This is a genomic window from Acinetobacter sp. YH01010, assembly GCF_013420775.1.
Lineage (GTDB): Bacteria > Pseudomonadota > Gammaproteobacteria > Pseudomonadales > Moraxellaceae > Acinetobacter > Acinetobacter amyesii.
The window spans coordinates 1-20,508 of sequence record NZ_VOYF01000015.1; the positions used below are offsets into that span (position 1 = coordinate 1).

Here is a 20,508-nt window from a genome sequence, read left to right on the forward strand (position 1 = left end):
CAGCAGGGGTGTCATCGGGTCGTCATCCACCGCATCCGAGGCCAGATAGCTGTTTTCGACATCCCGTTCCAGCAGGCCTTGCCGTTCCAGATAGCGACCCACCCGGTGGGCGATGGTGTGCGTCAGCTGGGTGAGCTCTGGGCTGGTCGGCGCCTTGACCCAGCGGAAACGCGCTGAGCCGTGGGATTGCTCGACATACACACCGTCGAGAAACAGCATGTGGAAGTGAACATTCAGATTGAGCGCCGATCCAAAACGCTGGATCAGGGTGACCGCGCCCGTCTTGGCCACTTGGTGGGTATGGCCCGCTTTCTTGACCAGGTGCGTGGCAATGACGCGGTAAACGATGCCCAGCACCCACCCCATGATCTCGGGCCGGCTGGCAAACAGGAAACGCAGCTGAAACGGGAAGCTCAACACCCACTGACGCATGGGTTGTTCAGGCAGTACTTCATCAACCAGCAAGGCGGCACTTTCGGCCATCCGCCGCGCCCCACAGCTCGGGCAGAAACCGCGACGCTTACAGCTGAAAGCGACCAGGTGCTCGGCGTGGCAAGACTCGCAGCGAACCCGTAGAAAGCCATGCTCCAGCCGCCCGCATTGGAGAAATTCTTCAAATTCCCGTTGCACATAGCCCGGCAATTCCTTTCCCTGCTCTGCCATAAGCGCAGCGAATGCCGGGTAATACTCGTCAACGATCTGATAGAGAAGGGTTTGCTCGGGTCGGTGGCTCTGGTAACGACCAGTATCCCGATCCCGGCTGGCCGTCCTGGCCGCCACATGAGGCATGTTCCGCGTCCTTGCAATACTGTGTTTACATACAGTCTATCGCTTAGCGGAAAGTTCTTTTACCCTCAGCCGAAATGCCTGCCGTTGCTAGACATTGCCAGCCAGTGCCCGTCACTCCCATTCAGTACTTAATGAAAGCTACGGAACAACTAATAAATTTTATGGTTTGCATCTCACCCAAGAAGAAGCAGAAAAAACCATCCCGAAATTATTAGAACGTACTCAAAAGTATTTAAACCATAAAAAAGGTTAATACCCTTGCGTTGATCAGCTAATTGATCAACTGCTGGCTTTATAAACGCAAACGATGTTTTTTTAGTTGATTAAAATAATCCAAAACTTAATTTTGATAATTCAGCACCCATAATTCTACTAATGCATTTCCATCAAGCCTTAATTCAAACCATATTCAATTAACAATGAATTAACACCACTACGGCGTTATTTCTTAAATGTGGTATATGGCTTTACCCACCCCCTACTCGTCTATGGCTAATTGTTCCAGTGTCAGTCAAAAAATGAAATATAATTCATTCTCAAAAATGAGAATCTGTTCACAAATGGGAACGCGAAGCAGCCTTAATTTTAAAAATACCAGTTCATCTAGACTAAATTTGAGTAAGTCTGATTAATATTGAATAAAAAACCTAAGTTTTTCGCCGTATGTTTTAATCTTCAATGGTTTAACTTTAATGAAATTTTTTTTAAATAAACTAATTTAGTGGATTTTGACCGTTATAATGGTTTTATCTCGAGGCATATTGCCTTAAACTTGGAGCCGTGTGATATTAAAACTATCTAGTATCTTTTCTCATGAAGCTAGGATTGAATCCCTTGTTATTCAATTTGAAGCCGATTATCAAACTGCACTAAAGCAAGGTTTAGATATTTACTTTGGCGTTGGCTATGCAACTAATGAGGATAGTCAATCTATACAGGCGTATCTTGTGAAAGATAAGGAGATTTATAAAAAGCATTACTGGAGTTGGGAATACCCAAGAACACCACACAAAATTGAAAAAACTAAAGCTGAGCACCGCCATTGGTTAAACCTAGCTGATGTACGAAACGCTGCGCTCGAGGCGAATATTACAAATGAAGCAGATCTACAATCTGTTTTACAACGTTCATTCGCTACAATATAAAAAGGTAATCTAAATGATAAAAAAAAGTGTGGGTTTTGAACGTGCTTCTGATGTTCAAGCCATCGTTTACTCAGTAAATGATGGATCTGCAGTTTTTGTCGTACCAAATGGCTTTGTGGTGCTGGAGGTTCCATTGTCACAAACTCAAGCCGAGTACTTCAAGATGTATGAGAAGTCACCTAATGTATTTGTGTTGCACGGTAAGGCAAAATTCCATTACGTGTGTGATTGTGAAGTTGAACTGGTTGGCTTTAGTATAGAAAAATCTAAGCTAACAAATCAATTGGTCAATCCAAGCTTATTTAGCCACATTGATAAACCTGCAGTCAGTATAGATTGCGTCTATGATGATATGTCTGCACCAACTATAAGCCCTGGCTTTTATTGTTAATTAGCTGGTATAAAAGTAGCCCGAAATTCGGGCTTTTAATTTGTCTGAAGACAAGTTATTTCAACTCGCACGGCGCTTTAATTCTGATGTTATTTGCCCAAGAAAAAACATCCGAACCTTTTTGTGGGAAAGGCTGACTCTTAGAATACTGCAACCAACACACCGAATTATGGGTTGGATCTTGTGCCTTACGTTTTTCACGTAATTTAATCAGGCTTTCTCTTAACGCTGCAGTATCGTATTTTGGATCAAGTGACATAAAACCTACCGCAAACAGATCCGCATAAGATTCTCGCCATAGTTGCGTTTTACCGCTACTTTCAGCGGTTACAAAGGTAGATACATCATCCATCTTTACTTTGGACCGATCAGACGGCGCAATTGAATTTAATGCTTTAAGTGGCTGGCCAAGTTCACCAGGCACATCGGTCGCACGATCTAAACAGTGAGATAACTCGTGCGCTAATATCAGCATTTCCCAATCGTTGTAGCTTACATCGGTTTTTGCTTCTTTATACATGGTGTTCATGCTGGTTTTAGACATATTCACCAGGCAATATCCTGTACTAGATCTTAATGAAGCTGGAGAAGCTTGCGGTATATCTAAGGAAGTTAAAGCCCAACTTTCGTTAAAGTCACCTAACACAAGTGGCGCGTTGTAGTTTTCCTTGGCAAACTTTTGTAGTTGATTGAAGTTACTACCCGGTACCATCGCAGCAATATGGTCATGGTTGAACTGTTTCTTTTCTAGCGTTTTGAAACACCATATAAAACCATATGACAGTAGAAACATTAGGAATGGAACAACAGCAACAGAGAGCATAAGTAGCATAAAGTTTTCGTCTAGTCGCTTGGTTCGGTCTTTGGTCTTAATATAAGGTGTTGCCAAGCACCAGCTGAGCACTACTGTCATCAAGATTAAAATAACAAGAAAAGTCATGGTGTAGCCAACTGGTTGAATAAACGTAAAGGCAATCCACGCAAAACAAGTTAGGACGGTTAAGGTCCACAAAATGATGTTTAAAATGATTTTTGTTTTCACGCCGTTGGCATCCCTAATCTATAAAAATAAATGTGGCCCATTAAACGGGCCATATTGAGTCTGTTCTCTTCATCATCGCCAATGTGGTCGATATAAATATATTAATAAACCATCAAAGCTAAAAACTTTTCTTAAAAATTTAAGATGCCTGCACACCAGGATAATCGTTGTAGTTGCCATCAATAAATTGATTGGTAGATTTACTGACATCATCATACCAAATCGGCATGCATTTCGACTTGTCAGTTTGATCGATGGCCATGTATGGAAGTCCTAATTCGTTTTGAATCAATTCAGCATCCATAAATGGCTCAAGAACCTTCATAGGAATGGAAAACAAACACTCAACATACCCATTATCATGAATGACCTTCCGGCTGGCTTTAGAAGCACTGTCAAAGCGCAATGCATTCCACAAGTGAGAAGCTTCATTGATGGTATGTGGTTGTTTTAGGTAATTAGGATTTTCAGACGCATAGATCGACAGTGTATTCACATCAATCATCAGCTTAAGTACACCTGAACCGACCATATGTTCAATCGGTATATACAGCATGATAGCGCCGTATCCTAAGCTTCGTTTTTTAGCATCTGGATGTTCACCAATACCACCAATAACGCTATGAATAAGAATAGGTAGAGTTGTGTTCATTTTATAAACCTTTCAATAGTTTTATATCTCTTTATACATTTGATACCGCGTATAGCAGATATATAACACGGCGATGTTAATAGAGATTGCATACAGCCATTAATATTGATTAATGACTTCATCCATCACATAAATTGAGTAGTTGTACTGGTCTAAGCGATATTTGCTTTCTTCAGTATGTTCACTGGCCAATGCTTGTAGTTGAGTTTCGTTCATGGAAGAAGCATAGCGGTTACGGATTGATTTAAGCTGGCTCAATTCTAAACGTCCAGTACTCTTGGTCAGATTGCTGACAGTTGTGAATAGATCCTGGTCATATTCTTGCAATTCACCATACAGCCAAGCAAGGTGTTCTGCATTGATGTATGGGTTATTTTTTTCATAGTAGTTTTTCAGTTTGAATAAACTCAAACCACATATGAACACAGCAACTATAAGGCTAATGACAAGCCCCTCACCGAGTTTAAGTAGGTATAGGAATATAAAGATACTAATCACGCCAATGGCAATAGAGATATATCGCATGGTTTGATTTTGGAACATTTCTAACATGGGCATTACTCACTTTTTGTAATGTTGTTTTGATAAAGATGGTCTATTTGAGCGATGGCAAGTTTCATGCGTTCCGTGGTGCAAGTCAGGTCGTCATCAAAACGATGGTTGAATTCAACAATCCCCTGTTCTTCCATGTCTTGCATTTCACGCTTAGCATTACTTAAGCCTTTTTCTATACCAACCAGATTCAAGTTAAAGAAGTCTTCTAGTAGCTTTTCACTCTCAATGATTTGTTTGAGCTCAGTAACATAGACTTCAGTTTTCTTTTTGCTGATTTCCGCAGCCATCGCATAACGAAAGTTGCCGTTTACAACAACAGTTTTGAGGTCTGGTGAATATTCGTTGTATTCACTTGGAATTCGACTAACGGACTGGACGGCGTGACTCCAGCCATACTTCTGAAAATATTCAATTCCCGTCATGGTATATACCTACGATTGTTCTTTTTTAAGTTCAATAACAGCCAATAACGCTTTGTTTTGGCGTTCCAATTCATATTGTTTTTGGCGGTCTACATTTTGGCGATCGAAAAGTTCTCTAATCTGCTGTTTGTAGTGGTTGTCATAGTACGAATAGGCTTTACGTTCTGCTTTTCTACGTGCAATGCGAACTTTGGGATGCCAGTTGAATTCTTTGTCGTCTGCATAACCCCTCATGAACTCAACCAGTTTGCTATCACCACGCATTTTACAAACCTTAATGAAGCCCATTTCTAAAACTGTAATTGGCGCACGGCGCGGATCTCCAAACTCCCAACGCCGTTTAATCCCAAAGCCACACATCTCTATTTGAACCGTAATCATGGTTTAACCTTTATCAAATGTTTGAGCTTCTGGATCTTCGACATTAAATCTGGACCATCACTTTCATGGTAAGCAAGGTGTTCATTAACGAATGTGATAAAAGCATCCAATTCAGTTTGAATCGTTGCCAATTGATTGCGTAACCACTGGCATGTGGCTTCATCTTGTTTTATCGCCGTTTCAAGCAATCCTCTCGCATGTTCATAGGCATTTGCCTCACCTTGCGCCACCATATCTGCAGATGATTTCCAATCGCCCCATTTCTTATTCCAAAAGTCATCAAGCAGCTGCAGTAATTTTTCTACTTCCAATTGGTCATCGCTGATGGCTGGTGTTTGCATTTGATAGATAGACTTTTTAGTTTCTACTTCACTTTGCATCCAACCATCACGAAAAGCTTCCCATTTCGCCTGATGCACCCAAGAAGAATAATTGCCACTGGCCAACAGACTACCGACCACGCCGTATTTATTTTCAAAAGCGCTACGAGCTTCAATTTCTGAAGCAATGTTTTCATTCATGTTCATTGTTATTCACCGTCCGTAATTCAATTTCAGTTGAAGTGGCTAAACGGATGGTACGCTTGGCATATGCGATGCATCCGTAAAAAGTGGAACCGTGCGGATTGATTAGGTCCACGTACAAATGGCGAGTGGTGATGCGGTTGATCTAGAGCAATGCGTATCAATCATGCTGACTATCCCCATGAAGCAAAGGCACTTGTAATGAGATTTTTGTTTCCTTCATCTCATGAAGTTTTTGAATCGCACGTTCTGGATCTATCACCCATGCATCAAAGAGCAGTTGTGTGACAAAAGAAAACTTCTCACCAACTTTGCGGAACGGTGTGCCGTGGCTATTCAGGAATTGTTCAAACACAAGATATTGCTGTTCGATGGCCTGGTTAAGTTCAAACAGGTCAATACAGCCCTCTATCAAGTTGTACTCACCTAAAGCATTCGGCATAAACATCCATTTACGCTCATGGGTTAAGCCATCTACATGTAGGTAGGCATGTTTGTTGAGGCTAGTCCACTCAGGTTTCATCATGACGTAGGTGTTGTACTCGTCATCTTCAAGATAGTTGTAGTGGGTAGCATCAACGGGTTTCTTTGCTAAAACAGAAATGGCCTGTTCAAGTGTCAGACCGAGAATGAGTGCATGTGGTGTAGTTGATGATTGGTGATCCATATTCCCTACCCCTTAGATTGTCGGGCTAGTCGGTTTAGGACCACTCAAACAAATTTCGTTTTGAACGTGATTGTAGATCTCAGCCAAGTGAGGTCGTGTGCTAAAGAATTGATCTTCTGATGTATCAGAGAGGTTAGCACTCATGACTGTGAGTAGTGCTTCATTTTTGAATTGCGCTTGAACCGCCGACTTTAATGCACCATTCAATGAAGCATGCAGATTGTTGAATAGCGAAATAACACGGGCATTCTGATCATTCTTTTTGAAGAAGATAAAATTAACTTCACGTTCACGGAAAAACACCAGCTGATATTCAAGCCCTGATTCTGATAAATCATTCCCCATATCAATCAATGCATCATCTGGCACGGCGAACGCAGCGTATTTTGAATCAAAGTTTTGAAGTGCTTTACTTGAGATTAGATTCAAACTTACTTTGCCTTGAATCGGCACACATTGGCTCAGTTTCTTAGCCAAGTAATGTGCAGCAGCCATGTGATGTGATCCACCAGCATTTTGAACAAAAATCTTAGGACTCCAGCCATAGATAAAAAATTGATCAGTGGTTGTATCTGGAGAGTTCAATAAACGGATTTCTGGCCATAACAACATTCGATCTAAATTTTCCATACTCACATCACTAATGTAATCAGGGCATGCGTTTTTTACAAAATCATCAATGCTACGGTACTGGCTTAAATCCGACTTGGAATTTGAGAAGCCCCCAATTTCAGATAGGTCAAGTAAGCATGGTGTTTCAAGATGAATGATTTCTGCAAAAATCGGATTAAATACTTCAGCCAATTCTTCAGCAAAGGTAGAGATGTAGAACGGCTTATGATTTTGCGTATCTTGACCAAGGTAGCTGATGGAATCGTTATCTTTGGCATGTGGATTCAAAACAATGTTTTTGCCTGGTACAAAATTAGTAGGAGATATACCAGTCATACAAAGAGAATCTTTGATTTGATGAAAAGGGAAAACATCGGTCATGGCGATGCTGTCAGAATTGACTAAACGGGTATCAATAAAGGGTTTTAACTTGAGATTCTTATAAAGCTTATGTTTTGCTGAAAATACCGAAAGTAAAGTGTCTAACATTTTAAGCACTCCATTGATTAATGCTTTATTAAAACTAATAAAGATATATTAATACAGAAAGTGCTTATAAGTATTTTTTTGGAAAATTAATTTAAGAATTGCGGTTGAGTGGTATTAGTTGCAAGTGGTTGTACGGCGTTGTTATCGACAGACTTTGAGTACTGTTGCACTTCAACAATTCGCACACCTTTAACGTGTAAACGTGTTTTATAGTCAGTCATTCCAAGTGTTTGTAAGTCGTCTAGCTGTTCTTTAGTCATTGCCTATATCCTGTATATTGGATGTGATTTAAGGGCAATTTAATTGATGTATTAAGGATTGTAAAGGGTAAAACACAGTTCATTAAACTTTTTATGAAATGGTATATACCGATTAAGCCTAAAACAAAACAAGGTTTTAAAAAGTGGTTTAGTTATGTTTAAGAATACGCACGTTAAAACTAAGTTATTATATTAAAATGCATCTAAACTAGGGTTAAAACCAAACTGGATGCCAATATGTGTTCAAACATTGAATCTTACGCCGTGAACCTATCCAATGTACCTAAAGCTATCTCTTGCTTGAATATGTATGACTTTCAAACGTTAGCACTAGGACCAACCTATTTACCCCGATTTATCACTTGCAGATCGCCACATTCCATATACGGCGCTATTGGTTGCATTTGATGTGAATGCGTCTGAAAAGTTTCGCTTAATCGAAATGATGGTGCCTGAAGCCATTCCGCTGTCGCAGTTGTTGTTATTGGCCATATTCAATGAAACGCCGTATAAGAGCGAATATGAAATAGCCCAATACATGCCGAGTGATGAATTAAGGCGTATTAAGTACAAACAGCTCACCCAAAAAAACTAAAGGCTGGATAACCAGCCTTATGTCTTCTACATGGATGCGTTTAGTCATCCTTTTTTTTGATTGTAATGCCTGATCGTAATGAAGCTGAAGAACCTTTTGAACCAAGTATCACCAACAATTTTTCAAAAGTAACGCATTCGTGCGAGAACGGGTTTTTCATCAAAGCTTTTTCAAACTTAGCTGCATACTGTTGTTCTACGAATTCCATTTCATTTTTAGTGCTATGTGAGATGGCTTGATCAAGACTGGCTTTGTTTTCCGCAATGTATTGTGTCTGATCTTCAGGTTTTACATGGCGTGGTATCTGAACAAGCTGATATTCAGTAATTGGCGCAACGGTTAAGTCATATCCTGTTAGGATCTCTTTCAATTCATCATAGTAGCTGTCTAGGTTCATTGGTGTGATAACGGCGCGAGTCACAGTTTCAACATCACTTTCCTGTTGAGCCTGTTCAGGTTCGCTTATACGTTCACCATAGATATTAAATTCAGCATCAAGATCCGCATTGTTGTAAGCACCAGCTTGTACTTGAGGTGAAATGTCAGAATCTTTACCGAAGTACTGGAACTGTTTTCGCTTCTCAATAATCTGGTCTTTAATGTTTGCTTCTTTTTGTGCTGAAACAATACTTTCACGGTGTTTTTGTTCTTTGGAGATTTCACCTTTCGCCGTGGACGAAGACATTACTGTTCTTTGACCAGGTGCCATCCCTTCAGGTGTGATGGATTCAAGACGTCTTGCTTCAAGAATCTGATGTACAAAATCTTGAGTAAAGTCTTTTACCGTGTTGTTGTTTTCGTACAAGGTGTTATTGAGCTTTCTGCAGATCTCAAAATCACCAAGCGCCGTGACATTGGCAGATGAATTGTTGTCTGTCAGTAGCGTGTGTTTTTCCTCAATCTCATGAATGAAGTCTTCAATTTTTAAAGTAGGATCGTAGATTTCAGATTTTTGGATATTGAAGATTGGGCAAAGGTCATTTAAGCGTAAGTACTTGGGTTGATCACCAGCCACATAGAACGCCAACATTGATACGATTTTAACGTCTGAAGTTTTACCACCTTCCCCTTTAGTTGATATGAGCAAGGTAAATTCGCCGTTGTGCTGTCCGGCAATTTGTTCAATTGTCACACGTTTTTCTTTGGCGAACTGGACTTCTGTTTGTGGTACCGAACGGTTGAATACTAGACCTTGATACATATTGATTGAGTTAACTTTACCTTGCCACTCTTCACCAGCAAAACCATCAACCAATTTGTATGTTGTACTTTCAGCACCCGAAGTAGTACGTCCAATGGCTTTAACGGTCGTGTTACCCCATGTAGCAGCTGCTTCCTCTTTAGATCCACGTTCAATATCTTCAAATGTTTGAGCACCGAACGTAATAGAGAAGTTAAGCGAACGTGCCTGAGCTGGTAAAACCGAAGCACCGACAATAACGATGTAGCCCCATTCGTCCAAAAATAGCTTAAATGAAGTAGTGGCGTTGGTTGGTCGTGCGTCAATAATGGCACGGCGTAAACCTTCCATTTTGTTACCAAGGGAACCAGCCATCATTTGTTTAATTGAGCCAATGATTAATTTTCCGAGCATTTTGAGTGAGTCTGGTGAACGCTCAAGAGCTGGTAATGGCACAGTTAAGATACGGCGGTTAAGTACAACGTCAAAAATATCAATATCACCGCCATGCTCTACACCAAAGATGTGACCGTAGTTAAACGTCAAGTCGTTAATCGCTTTGGTTAACTGCATGGTGATATAACCGTGTTGCTCACGGGTTTTGGTTTCTTGTTTCTTTAACTTTTTAGGGTTGCTTGAATAACCAGGTAATGAAACGAGGTAGCCTTGAAGTTGTTCAGCCACACGTTCAAAGTCAATCCCGTATTTATCGTTATGACAAAATACCAATTCTTCAAGTGCTTCAAGTTCCATGTATTGCGTGAATACTTTTGGTGAAAGCTGAATGAAGCCATTGTCACGTAGATAGACCAAAACTCGTGTAAGTGCGGCGATAAAGGCCATCGCACGACCTTTCCACATGTCACCACCGCCACCGCCTGAGTCATCAAGCAAGTTGATCAAGAATTCAATCAACATCCCTGAGCTGGTGTTGCTCATTTGGTTCATTGAGTTGGTCATCTTGTCGGTTTGTGCACGTAGCATGTTACGACCTGAGGTAATGAAGTTGATCGTTAATAGATCCTCATTACGCCCAAAGCGGTTACATAAACGATAGTGGTCTTGTTGAGCCTTGGTATCACCTTTTGCGTCTACAAAGATATAACCTGAGTTTTGTACGTACTGGTTGGCACAGTTACCTAGCATGTATTCTGTTTTACCCGAACCCGTAGTACCTAACACAATTTGATGTGTACGGTCATCGGAGTTAGATGCATAAACAGGTAGACCAGTTTCACGGCAACGACCAAGGTAAGTCACACCCTCACCTTGTAGCTTATCGCGATTGGTACGTGCGTATTCCAAAAAGGCTTTTGGATTGTCCAGTACGTCATCTTTTACGCGTGATGTAATGTCAGTTGACGCATCCAGTGAGTTTGAATGCAACGGCGCACGGAATGGCCACTCAAAAAAGTAATCATTCGGATGTGTGTAGCGTTTTAATAGGTAATACGCGATCCCTATAAATATCTCACCGCCAAACGGAACAACAAACAAAATAACTGCAATAGCACCAAGAACGCCAACCAAATAATTAGCGCCGTCTGGCGCTGTAAGTTTTAAATGGATTTTCTCTAAGCCTGATCGTGTATCACGCTTAAGCGAACTTGGCCTGAACTTTGTTTGTGTGCCGTATTTTTGTGTAGAAGCCATGCTTTGCGACCTACTCTTTTATCTTCAGGATAATAGGCAAAGTCGTTGTTTAACGACCTTACCCATTTCCAAGCACTTCAATGTATATACCAATTAACGCAAATCTATATAGCTGATTGGAGTTAAGAAGAAACAGCTTCAGACTTACGTTGGTTCAGTAATTTTTTCTTCATGTTTTGCTCAAGTTCATAGCGTTGATATTCAACAACCATCTCTTGTGCCATGGTAGAAATCACTGAAGCAGTTGCTTTGTTTTCGTCAAAGTCCGTGCCTTTATTTTTGGCATTTTTCTCAATCATGGTACGCCGTGTCTTAATCTGGTTCTTCGCACCTTTTGGATAGAATTGTGCAAGGACCTTCAACGCCTTACCACGTTCACCGATAAGGTCATACGTGTAGTTACGGAGCGCACGTTCATCGGGATGTGTACTGAGTGACCATAAAAGGATTGGACCAAGTGAAACGGTATATAAGCCCGAACATTCCATTTTTTCGAGTTTAATTTTACTGAAGTACGTTAAGCCTTGATCTGAGAAACCTACGTTACCTGAACCAAGCGCATCCATTTCTAGTTGAGTTAGACCGATGCTGTCACGAATAGCTTCACGAGATTCGCGTGTACCAGGATCGACAATCACATACGCCGTAGCAAAGCCCACCAAGTCTTTAAAGTCTTCTACTTTGTGAGATGCCAAGTTAAGACGAGCACCCCATTTACGCAATGTACGTGCGTCTTCAGCCAATTCTTCTAATAGGATTGGATCGCCTTTCGCAACGTGCAATTCGTCATAAGACATAATTTTGCGGTCTTCAAGAAGCTCATTAATCAGTTGGGTTGCATATTCACGATAAGCTTGTGGGAATTTTGGAATATCGTCACGGCTCACGGCGAACTTACGCTTAATGAACATCCGTACAATCTGGAAGAATAGAGATGTAGTTTTAGGATCTGATGATGTCGCAACTTCGTTTAAGTCGATAGAAGCTACACGAGCGTTACCGATGTCAAAGTTAGTGTGATAGAAGAATGCTGGATAGGTATTTTGTGCAGCCATAATCTGATGCGCCAAAAAGTCCAGTGCTCGTTCATTATCAATATGAACATCACTCCAAACATCTAAAATTGATGAATCAGAAAGGGTTTCAATCATATCGCCAATAGTCGGCATTGCGTAACGGTGTGCCAACGTGCGTCCACGGATCTCATTCAAAGAATGGAAAAGGTCACGTAGAGCGTAATAAGAAATATCCTTACCTTGTTCAGAATGTGGCTCAATCAGTCCGTGTTTTTCCATGATGCGATCTAGTTCTGGATCTGCAAAGCGCATGTACTTACGTGCTTTATGATCAGCATTCGTATCATCAGCAAAATAGAATGTACGGCGTAGGACCGCACCAATAACGTCAGAAGTATTTTTGGCTGGTTGCCCTTTCAATTCAGGCGGTGTTACCAATGAACTTAAAAACGCTGTCATTTGACGCATTTCGTAGTTTAACGGGTAGCGTAAGCCCATACTGAATTCAAGCGGATTAATCGCTTCTTCTTTTGAGTTTTTAATACGCTTATAGATGGCATAGTGACGTAGCTCTTCAGGCAATGAATCTTGCACTGTTTCTACTAACCCACGGCTTGACTCACCCACATCGACAATATAGGTCAACGGGATACGCTCGTTACCAGGCATCATGATGTCCTCAAGCATGCCTTTGTTCATTGTGACCGATTTACCCGTACCCGGTTTACCAATGTTAATAGTCGTCCATACAGTCACTTCATTTGAGAACGAATCAAGAATAATCAGTTTACCGTCTAAGGTTTTGTTGAGCTGATGCCCTTTATGGAATGGTGAGTTAATACGTGTCAGCGGTAACATGTAGAACACATCAAACAGCGGTGCCGGTGAAATAGGTGCGTGATTACGTACCATCAAGCCCGGTATATGTGATGCCCAAGTCAAAATAGGATCGCCAGCCTGTTCCATGACTTTTGCACCGCCCCACGCTTCAAAACTCTTCCAAAGCTTTTGGCGCCGTCCTACAAGAATGTTTACACCATCTTCGGTATTTGGTGCCCATGTCATCATGGTCATTTGCAGACCAGCAACAGTGTCTACTTGATCTAGGTCATTTTTAGTGGCCATCAAAATGTTACCAGCATTACGAATGGCTTTGTTTTGTGCCGTCATAAAGTGAATAACGCTTGATAACGTGCGTTTCATCATGGTTCCAGCCATACCATCACCAGTAATACAGTAACTCACCGCATATGGGATAGAACGGATGTTACCGCTAGTGTCGTGCGTTTTGGCCTGGTGTAATAAGCGGAATAGCGTTTCAAACGTATTCGTCTTCGCTGGATATATATCTACCATCAATGGAGCATATACAACGCCGTCAGTGATAACACTTCCCACTGGATAGAATGAACCTTGACTTGTACCAGGTAAGATCGCATTCGTCATGAGTTGTTCTGAGATCGGTTGATACAAAACGTGTGACGCATCATGTTCTGATGGTATTTCTTTCCAACGCATCGGTAAGCGTGTATTCAGCATCGGCACAGACAAGGTGAAGTCATCTGAAGTTGAATGTGAGGCAATTTGTTTTTTAATCGCTAGACCAGCTTCAACAACATTCAATACTTCATAGATTGCTGGAAATTCTTCAGTTGAGAGTGAGTTTAAGAATTGTGAGACAAAAGACTCATGGTGTACGTATAAGCTGTCCGATGATTTAAGCATGTCTTGAGCATTGACCGTACTTGGCATTGTAATTTGCGACAGTAGCTTTTTACGGTTTTTTGAGTCTTGAGCCTTATCGATTGGCGATAGTAAGGTTGGCTCAGAGATTAAAGCGATATAACAGCTTTCGTTAAATACACCGCCTGAAATGGTTTCTGTCATTTCATCAATGATGATGTCTAGATTCATCGCACAACGCGCCGTGGTCGCCTTTTGCATGGCATTCAAGTCATGAATCGCGTATGGCGTCTCATGGTCTACTTTGAACGCTAGATGAATCGTATGTCCACGGTCTTTGAAGTAGTTACGCATGTTGCTCGTCATCAAACCAATTTGACGGCTGAATGCATCACCACTAATTAAACTCTTAATCCCCTTGTATTCGATGATCGTAATCATTGTACCAGTTTTTGTGACAAACGTATGTTCGTCCGATACTGTTTCTAAATCGCAATAATCCTCTACGTCAGCTTTCATGCTTTGTAGGAATAACATCAATATAATTTCAATCTTGGAGTAACCAGTCTTTTTATAACCAGACTTCTCAGCTTTCTTCTTACTCATTTAAACACCTTTATTCACCTTTCTACGTCTATCTTTGATTAGACATGCCTTTAAGCATTAAGCACTAAAAAACGGTAATTCTCTTAAAACGTTAATCGCACTGTCGAAATCCTTATTTTGAATTGCGACCTCAAGACTTTTTACAGAGGGTTTTAAGCTTGTATCTAAAACCAACCTTAATAAAAGCTCATAGTAGGTACTGTTAAAAGGGATATTATCATTTTTTGAATTAGTAAATACATCAGTTTTAACGGTTTCGTCCTCTTTTAATTCGACATACTTCTTAAAACTATTTAGGTCAAACACTAAACCCTTATTAAGCAGTTGCCAAAACGCCGTTTCTAAAACCTCTTGGCTTTCACCTAAAGTACCCACCTTGAAGTTTAAGGAACCTGTATTTTTAAGTTGGAAGTGAACCTTATCAAGCTCTATGTAGATCTCTTTGTTCTGGTATAAGCCCTGTTCGTGGAAAACTTTAGACACCGATAGCTTTAAGTTTTGGTATATACAAAAAGATTGCAGCGAACTCATTTTTAAGTTGCCCGTATCTATCTGGTTTGTCGCATCTTCTACGGACGTTGGTAGATGTATCATCGGAAAGTAGCGTGTCAGTTCTTCAGACAGTTTCTTTTGTTCCAAAACGCTTATAATTGATAATGGATTGTCAAATCCAAAGTTGGTGCTTAGTAATTTCTTATGCTTCACACTCACACTTTGCTTAACCTGTATTTCAACGTCTAAGCCACTCAGCGCCGTTATTTTGTTTAGGTGTACCAAAGTGTCATCCAACAGCAAACAATCGCTGTTAACGGGGATATTCATCAACAGTAGCGCTTTAATCAGTGGATCTTGAAAATGCCCCGTTGAGTCTTCACCAGTTGTTGTCTGATTCCCTATCGCTATATGTACAACATGGAGTAGCATTAGCGTGTTAGATGTATGACCAGTGTCGCGAGTCGTTGGTATATACAAATCGTTCAGGAAGTTGAAAGCCTCAGTACCTATAACGCATAAGCGAAATATCGATAGCTGATCGTGCGTTTCCTTTGGTAGTGCATCTATCCCAAGTTCCCAATATTTGTAGATGTATGGACCAATAAATGAGTATTCATCATCATTCAATATGTCCGTCTCAAATACGCTATCCAATACCGCTATATCATTCACTATGTCAGGCTTAAATGGCTGTAACACTATGCCCGATATAACGTCTTCTAAGCTCATATCTATGTATTCGGTATCTGTTAAGCATTCTGTCATTTATGTGAACTCACTTATCACCCAAACCCTTAAATACATCTAGTGTTTGGTAGTACTCATACTGCTCGTCAGTAAAGATATTCGGGGAAAATACTATGTAGTGGTTTGGCAGATTAAAGCTCTCGTATGCTTCGTCTGATACCTTTTCCAAAGCTTTTGCGAGTTGATACAAAGAAAAGTTTTTGTTCTCTTTGATGGCATTCAAATACCACTCTTTGTACTTGCGGAGCTGGTCTACGTAATCAACGTTCGCTACCAACATATCTTCTTGCTTGGCTTCTTCATATTCAGCCATTGTGTTGAACTTAATGTCCGTGAAGTACAGTTGGGTATCAATTGTTTGGGTTCGTGTCTTAATCGCATTAAACGCCTGTATATCCTCAAACATATTACGTGCGTATTCTGCTTCAGACATCTTTGTAGGATTAGGGCGTTGATGGCGCTTTAACGGCTCTACAAGCAAGCTTTGGCGATGTCGCCGTGCGAACTTAGCAAGCTCAGGATCTTGGTTGTCAGACTTATGCGATAACACCAGTAATGCACGTTGATATTGATTAAAGATCTCTTGAGGTATGTTCGTACTCAATACGCATATTTCAGCTTTCTTTTCCAGTGATAGTGCAAAGATGTGGTTTTGTGCATGGCATAGCGTACAGACCGCTACAATGTTCTCAGCCGTATGGTTGCTATGATCGCCGTCTAAGTGATGTGGCTCTAAAAAGTATTCGTCATAGAAATCACAAAAATAGCATTTAGCTGGTTGTGAAGACATTATTTGCTTTATTGTCTCATTGGTTTTAAAACCATCATGGATAGTTTTATCTTGACGTATCTCTTGCTTGTCGTTTACGCCGTTAATAGGTCTTAAAATACCAAACTTACGGTTTATATGTTTCACTTAAACCCCTTAATACTATTAAGTAAGGTCTAATTAAAACATGTATATACTATTTTTAAAATAAAAAAAGCGCAGCCTAAGCCACGCTTTTAAACTTATTTATTATTGTATTACGCTTTACCAGTAATAGTGTTCGCAGCAGAGAACATGATGAAGCCTACGATTGATAACGCACCACCCACACCAATACAGATCCAAGCAGTTTTCTTTTTCTTTTGTTGATCTTCTTCTGATGTATACATCATATACAAACCAGTACCAACTAAGCCTAAACCAAGCACCATGAACACTACGATTAAGAATTTATAAACGTTTTGACCTAATGTTTCACCACGGCCTAAGATTTCATTCGCATCAGAACCAGCAGCGTGTTTTCCGTAAGCTGTACCACCTGGGTTCCATGTGCCAGTGTTTGCATATGCAACTTGACCCATTAATGCAGAAACAAAAGCTAAAAACATTACTTTTGCGCGGAATGCAGTCGCTTTTACAGTGCGAACTGAGTGTTTTACTAATGATACCATTGTCATTTTCCTTTTATTTAATATACGGGAGCTAATCTCCGCACTGTAATTAAACATTCTTAAAACCCTATTGCTTTAAGTTGCTTAATTTTAAACTTCTCGTTAAATATCTTCAATATCTTATACAAGGTTTTTAAGAAACTCTCACCCTATTTTAAGAAGATTGTTTAAAATATTGTAAAAAAGGTTCCTCCTATTTGTGTTCCAAAGGTATTAACAAAGACATCGTGTACGTCCTGAACGTATACGCATAATACACCTGTTATAATTAAAACCCATGCTTTGCGGTATGTCGCATTGCCTTGAGCATCAATTTTCTCTACAAAACCATATAAGCCACGAGCTACCGCTATAATCCCTACCAGTTGCGTAAAACCTACAACCGCCGTAACGATATATGCACCTAAATCATTAGCACCAGCATTAGGCAAGTAACTTTGTACCGTTACAAGTTCTATGCCATTACCACCAAACAATGAAGAACCTAGTGCACCAATGATATATCCGTCATATCCAAGTGATGCAAAAGCACCACCGATAAGAATCTTCAACAATGCCCCACCAGTGGTAGGCTCTTTCATTCCATGACCAAAGAACTTTTGTTGAGGTGATGATGCTTGCACTAAGTCAAAAAGCGCCGTGCCAGTAATCACCAACCCCGTTACAACAAAGCAAATGCGTATAAAGCTTAGTAGTGGACCGTATATGTTTAATATCGCTTTAACTATATCTAATGCATCCACGCTATTTTCCTTATTTCACCCAAATGGCTTGTTCGTTTTCGTCAACAGCATAGACCGTGCGATTGTCTGGCATCTTCTGACCTACATAGACTGTATATGTATGGTTTTGAGAATCTGTCATCCAAGCGCGATCGCCTACAACCGCAAAAGCATCCAAGCGTTTTGCACCTTTTGGAATTGATAAGGTTTTAGATCCCGATGTACTTAAAGCCTTTTGCTTAGTCTGGTCTTTAGCTATTTTGATTAAACTAGTCTTTAATTCCTTAATTGCCTGTTCTTGCAATTCAACAAGGTTTTTAAGATCGTCATTTTCAGCTTTCAGTTGTTCATTTTTGATTATGGTTTCTGATTGAGCAACTGCAGTTTGTTCGCCGTTTTGTACTTGCCCATGCGCTTGCTCTTTTTCTTTCAAACGTTGTAATAAAATAAGTGCATTCGTACCCTGACTTTGATAGAAGTTAACTGCCTCTATTCCTAGATCAGAATCAATCGGATACGACATGGATTTGTACATAATCATGTATTGACCAGTGGTAGGATCTTTAAACACAATATTTTCATCAACAATGAACGCCGTATCATCAGCAATACTATTGTCCTTTAAAGGTTGTTGATTTTGGTTGTATGTTGCTTGTGTTTGTTGAATGCCTTGACCAACAGTATCAATGGATTCTGGTGTTTGTTCTGGAGCAACTGCCGTGCTGACGTCTTTTGGTTTACTCATTTGTATCCAAAAGAAAGTACCAATCATAATTAAGGCAATAACACCAATAACAATAAGAAGTTTTGGAGGAATACCACCCTTCGCACTACCTTCGCCTTTTTGGGGTTTGCCTTCAGCATCTTTTAGATTTTTCTTTGCCTGTTCAGCAGTCATTTGATTATCAGACATTTCGCTTACCCCTTATTTTTCGGTGTTGTTACGTCAGCATCAAAAAAGACTTCAAATACTTTTCCGCTGTTAACGATATACGTAGTTGGTCGAACTGTTGATGTACGTGCCATGTTCGCCATTTCCGTACCAACGTTACCAATGATGTTCCCGGCAATTTCTTTATCGTTTGGCTCTTCCTTCGTGCTTACAACATTGCCAGTATTTGTGATTTGGGTTGTACCAATGTTTTGATAGGCTTGTCCGTAACCCTCAAAGATTCCAGCAGTAACCATACCGCCAAGCTTTTGCAAAGTGTGTTTTTGGACTTTATCAGCCATGCCCGATTGTTTTGTTCCAAGAGTTAAAGCTCGTACTTGGATTGCATACTCTTCGCCCTTAAACAACATACGGGTAAAGTTAAATTCAATATCCGCAGTATTCAGACCAACAGTACCAATAAGTTTTGCGCCGTTAAATTTACCGCCAATAACAGTAGCAAATAGGTTTTTACCTTTATCAGTATTCACACCTGTATCTAAACGCGCTTTCATTGTTGTACCAGCTTTAATGATTGCTAGTCCTTTAGTAGATTCGCTAGTCGTATTCGCAACGTTCAAGCTTCCAAGGTTTTGTTGCCCTTCCGATGCTTTAGTGTTGTGTGAATATTTATATGTTGAATATCCGTTGACCTTGTTCTTTGTATTAGAAAACGCAGCAAGTTGATCAACAAAAGCAGTTTGACTTAATTCACGCGTTGCAGCATTACGTTCTGCATAAGCAGCTGCTTGTTGGCTATATACACTAGCAACATCATTAGCAGCAGATGAAGCATGTTCATATTGTTGCGCGTAGTTAGTTTGATAAATCGGTGCGTTTTGATTAGCACCGTTTTGTGTTTGTGGTTGTTGTGGTAGACCACCGCTAGTTGGTTGAGGTAATGCACCACCTTGATTTGCCATATTAGCTCTGGCCATCTGGTCAAGTTCAAGCGTAATATTTGGTGTACCACCTGTTGCAGAACCGTTTACAGGTTGCCCATTTGGACCTGTAATAAAATTCTGATCGTTCAGATCGCCGTTTGGATCTTGTGTTGCAACTGTTTTAAATTCGGGCAAATAGCTTTCACCATTTTTGCCAGCTCGAGCAGCTTCTTCAGCTTGTTTTTGACGTTCATATTCTACATATTCAGGAGGGATAACATTTGTACCCTGTCCTTGGATTTCTGGTGTAGCAATAGCAACCTGATTATCTAAAGCTAGTTGGTCACTTTTCCCCATTGGGTTAAACATAAAAAAGCCTAATCCACCAACTACTACCAAACCAATAATTGCAACAACGCGAAAGCGCGTATCTGCAAAAACACGTTTTTTGTTAGCAGTTTTAATACTTGTATTTTTCAGTTTTTTAGGTTGGTCTTCTTCTGAATGAACTTGGTTTGCAGAAATAATAGTTTCATCGGTAGTACCTACTTCAGTGCTACGACTAGAATTCTCTTCAATGTCATTCGGGTTATTTTGTTGGTTCGTTGAATCCATTTTTAATTCTCA

General features: G+C 40.3%; 20 protein-coding genes and 1 pseudogene. 3 read left to right on the top strand and 18 right to left on the bottom strand.

Annotated features, from left to right (window positions below; genetic code table 11):
* Positions 1-789, bottom strand: a pseudogene (locus FTT77_RS13155) (IS91-like element ISVsa3 family transposase); the annotation flags it as partial.
* Positions 790-1,571: 782 nt separating this feature from the next.
* Here FTT77_RS13155 and FTT77_RS13160 point away from each other — a divergent pair.
* On the top strand, positions 1,572-1,934 hold the full coding sequence (locus FTT77_RS13160) for a hypothetical protein (RefSeq protein ID WP_227520106.1): 363 nt from the start codon (positions 1,572-1,574) through the stop codon (positions 1,932-1,934).
* Between the two features lie 13 nt (positions 1,935-1,947).
* Positions 1,948-2,325: a hypothetical protein gene (locus FTT77_RS13165; protein WP_057694184.1), complete on the top strand. Its 378-nt coding sequence runs from the start codon at positions 1,948-1,950 to the stop codon at positions 2,323-2,325.
* A gap of 55 nt (positions 2,326-2,380) precedes the next feature.
* On the opposite strand, the gene FTT77_RS13170 is transcribed toward FTT77_RS13165, so the two are convergent.
* From FTT77_RS13170 to FTT77_RS13210, 9 genes are all read right to left on the bottom strand, one after another.
* Positions 2,381-3,367, bottom strand: coding sequence for a hypothetical protein (locus FTT77_RS13170; protein WP_065995117.1), 987 nt, complete (start codon positions 3,365-3,367; stop codon positions 2,381-2,383).
* Positions 3,368-3,506: 139 nt separating this feature from the next.
* Positions 3,507-4,019 carry a hypothetical protein gene (locus tag FTT77_RS13175; RefSeq protein ID WP_043041524.1) on the bottom strand — a complete coding sequence of 171 codons (513 nt, stop codon included), beginning with the start codon at positions 4,017-4,019 and terminating at the stop codon, positions 3,507-3,509.
* 99 nt (positions 4,020-4,118) lie between these two features.
* Positions 4,119-4,571 carry a hypothetical protein gene (locus FTT77_RS13180; protein ID WP_033917408.1) on the bottom strand — a complete coding sequence of 151 codons (453 nt, stop codon included), beginning with the start codon at positions 4,569-4,571 and terminating at the stop codon, positions 4,119-4,121.
* Between the two features lie 5 nt (positions 4,572-4,576).
* The gene (locus FTT77_RS13185) at positions 4,577-4,996 is read right to left on the bottom strand and encodes a hypothetical protein (protein WP_000145713.1); all 420 of its coding nucleotides are present in this window, start codon (positions 4,994-4,996) and stop codon (positions 4,577-4,579) included.
* A gap of 9 nt (positions 4,997-5,005) precedes the next feature.
* Positions 5,006-5,377 carry a hypothetical protein gene (locus FTT77_RS13190; RefSeq protein ID WP_005005929.1) on the bottom strand — a complete coding sequence of 124 codons (372 nt, stop codon included), beginning with the start codon at positions 5,375-5,377 and terminating at the stop codon, positions 5,006-5,008.
* Positions 5,374-5,904, bottom strand: coding sequence for a hypothetical protein (locus tag FTT77_RS13195; RefSeq protein ID WP_033917402.1), 531 nt, complete (start codon positions 5,902-5,904; stop codon positions 5,374-5,376). The genes FTT77_RS13190 and FTT77_RS13195 overlap by 4 nt, the downstream gene beginning before the upstream one ends.
* Positions 5,905-6,061: 157 nt before the next feature.
* Positions 6,062-6,568 (bottom strand): hypothetical protein, encoded by a 507-nt coding sequence (locus FTT77_RS13200; RefSeq protein ID WP_033917403.1) that lies wholly within the window; start codon positions 6,566-6,568, stop codon positions 6,062-6,064.
* A 12-nt stretch (positions 6,569-6,580) separates the two neighbouring features.
* Positions 6,581-7,669 (bottom strand): DUF6685 family protein, encoded by a 1,089-nt coding sequence (locus tag FTT77_RS13205; protein WP_065995116.1) that lies wholly within the window; start codon positions 7,667-7,669, stop codon positions 6,581-6,583.
* 86 nt (positions 7,670-7,755) lie between these two features.
* Entirely contained in the window at positions 7,756-7,929 is a 174-nt protein-coding gene (locus FTT77_RS13210; protein WP_162900306.1) for a hypothetical protein, read from the bottom strand.
* 409 nt (positions 7,930-8,338) lie between these two features.
* Between FTT77_RS13210 and FTT77_RS13215 the strand changes: the two genes are divergently transcribed.
* The gene (locus FTT77_RS13215) at positions 8,339-8,524 is read left to right on the top strand and encodes a hypothetical protein (protein WP_058952567.1); all 186 of its coding nucleotides are present in this window, start codon (positions 8,339-8,341) and stop codon (positions 8,522-8,524) included.
* Positions 8,525-8,564: 40 nt separating this feature from the next.
* On the opposite strand, the gene FTT77_RS13220 is transcribed toward FTT77_RS13215, so the two are convergent.
* From FTT77_RS13220 to FTT77_RS13255, 8 genes are all read right to left on the bottom strand, one after another.
* The gene (locus FTT77_RS13220; protein ID WP_042892356.1) at positions 8,565-11,357 is read right to left on the bottom strand and encodes a type IV secretion protein DotL; all 2,793 of its coding nucleotides are present in this window, start codon (positions 11,355-11,357) and stop codon (positions 8,565-8,567) included.
* A gap of 122 nt (positions 11,358-11,479) precedes the next feature.
* Entirely contained in the window at positions 11,480-14,662 is a 3,183-nt protein-coding gene (locus FTT77_RS13225; RefSeq protein WP_120364225.1) for a hypothetical protein, read from the bottom strand.
* A gap of 57 nt (positions 14,663-14,719) precedes the next feature.
* Positions 14,720-15,922, bottom strand: a complete 1,203-nt coding sequence (locus FTT77_RS13230) for a hypothetical protein (protein ID WP_024160951.1) — start codon at positions 15,920-15,922, stop codon at positions 14,720-14,722.
* Positions 15,923-15,932: 10 nt separating this feature from the next.
* On the bottom strand, positions 15,933-16,694 hold the full coding sequence (locus FTT77_RS13235; protein ID WP_228141528.1) for an HNH endonuclease: 762 nt from the start codon (positions 16,692-16,694) through the stop codon (positions 15,933-15,935).
* A 236-nt stretch (positions 16,695-16,930) separates the two neighbouring features.
* Positions 16,931-17,344 carry a hypothetical protein gene (locus tag FTT77_RS13240; protein ID WP_024160796.1) on the bottom strand — a complete coding sequence of 138 codons (414 nt, stop codon included), beginning with the start codon at positions 17,342-17,344 and terminating at the stop codon, positions 16,931-16,933.
* Positions 17,345-17,511: 167 nt separating this feature from the next.
* Complete coding sequence (locus FTT77_RS13245) at positions 17,512-18,087, bottom strand: hypothetical protein (protein ID WP_024160795.1); 576 nt, start codon at positions 18,085-18,087, stop codon at positions 17,512-17,514.
* 10 nt (positions 18,088-18,097) lie between these two features.
* Complete coding sequence (locus FTT77_RS13250) at positions 18,098-18,979, bottom strand: hypothetical protein (RefSeq protein ID WP_024160794.1); 882 nt, start codon at positions 18,977-18,979, stop codon at positions 18,098-18,100.
* 5 nt (positions 18,980-18,984) lie between these two features.
* Positions 18,985-20,496, bottom strand: a complete 1,512-nt coding sequence (locus FTT77_RS13255; protein ID WP_024160793.1) for a DotG/IcmE/VirB10 family protein — start codon at positions 20,494-20,496, stop codon at positions 18,985-18,987.
* Between the last annotated feature and the right edge of the window lie 12 nt (positions 20,497-20,508).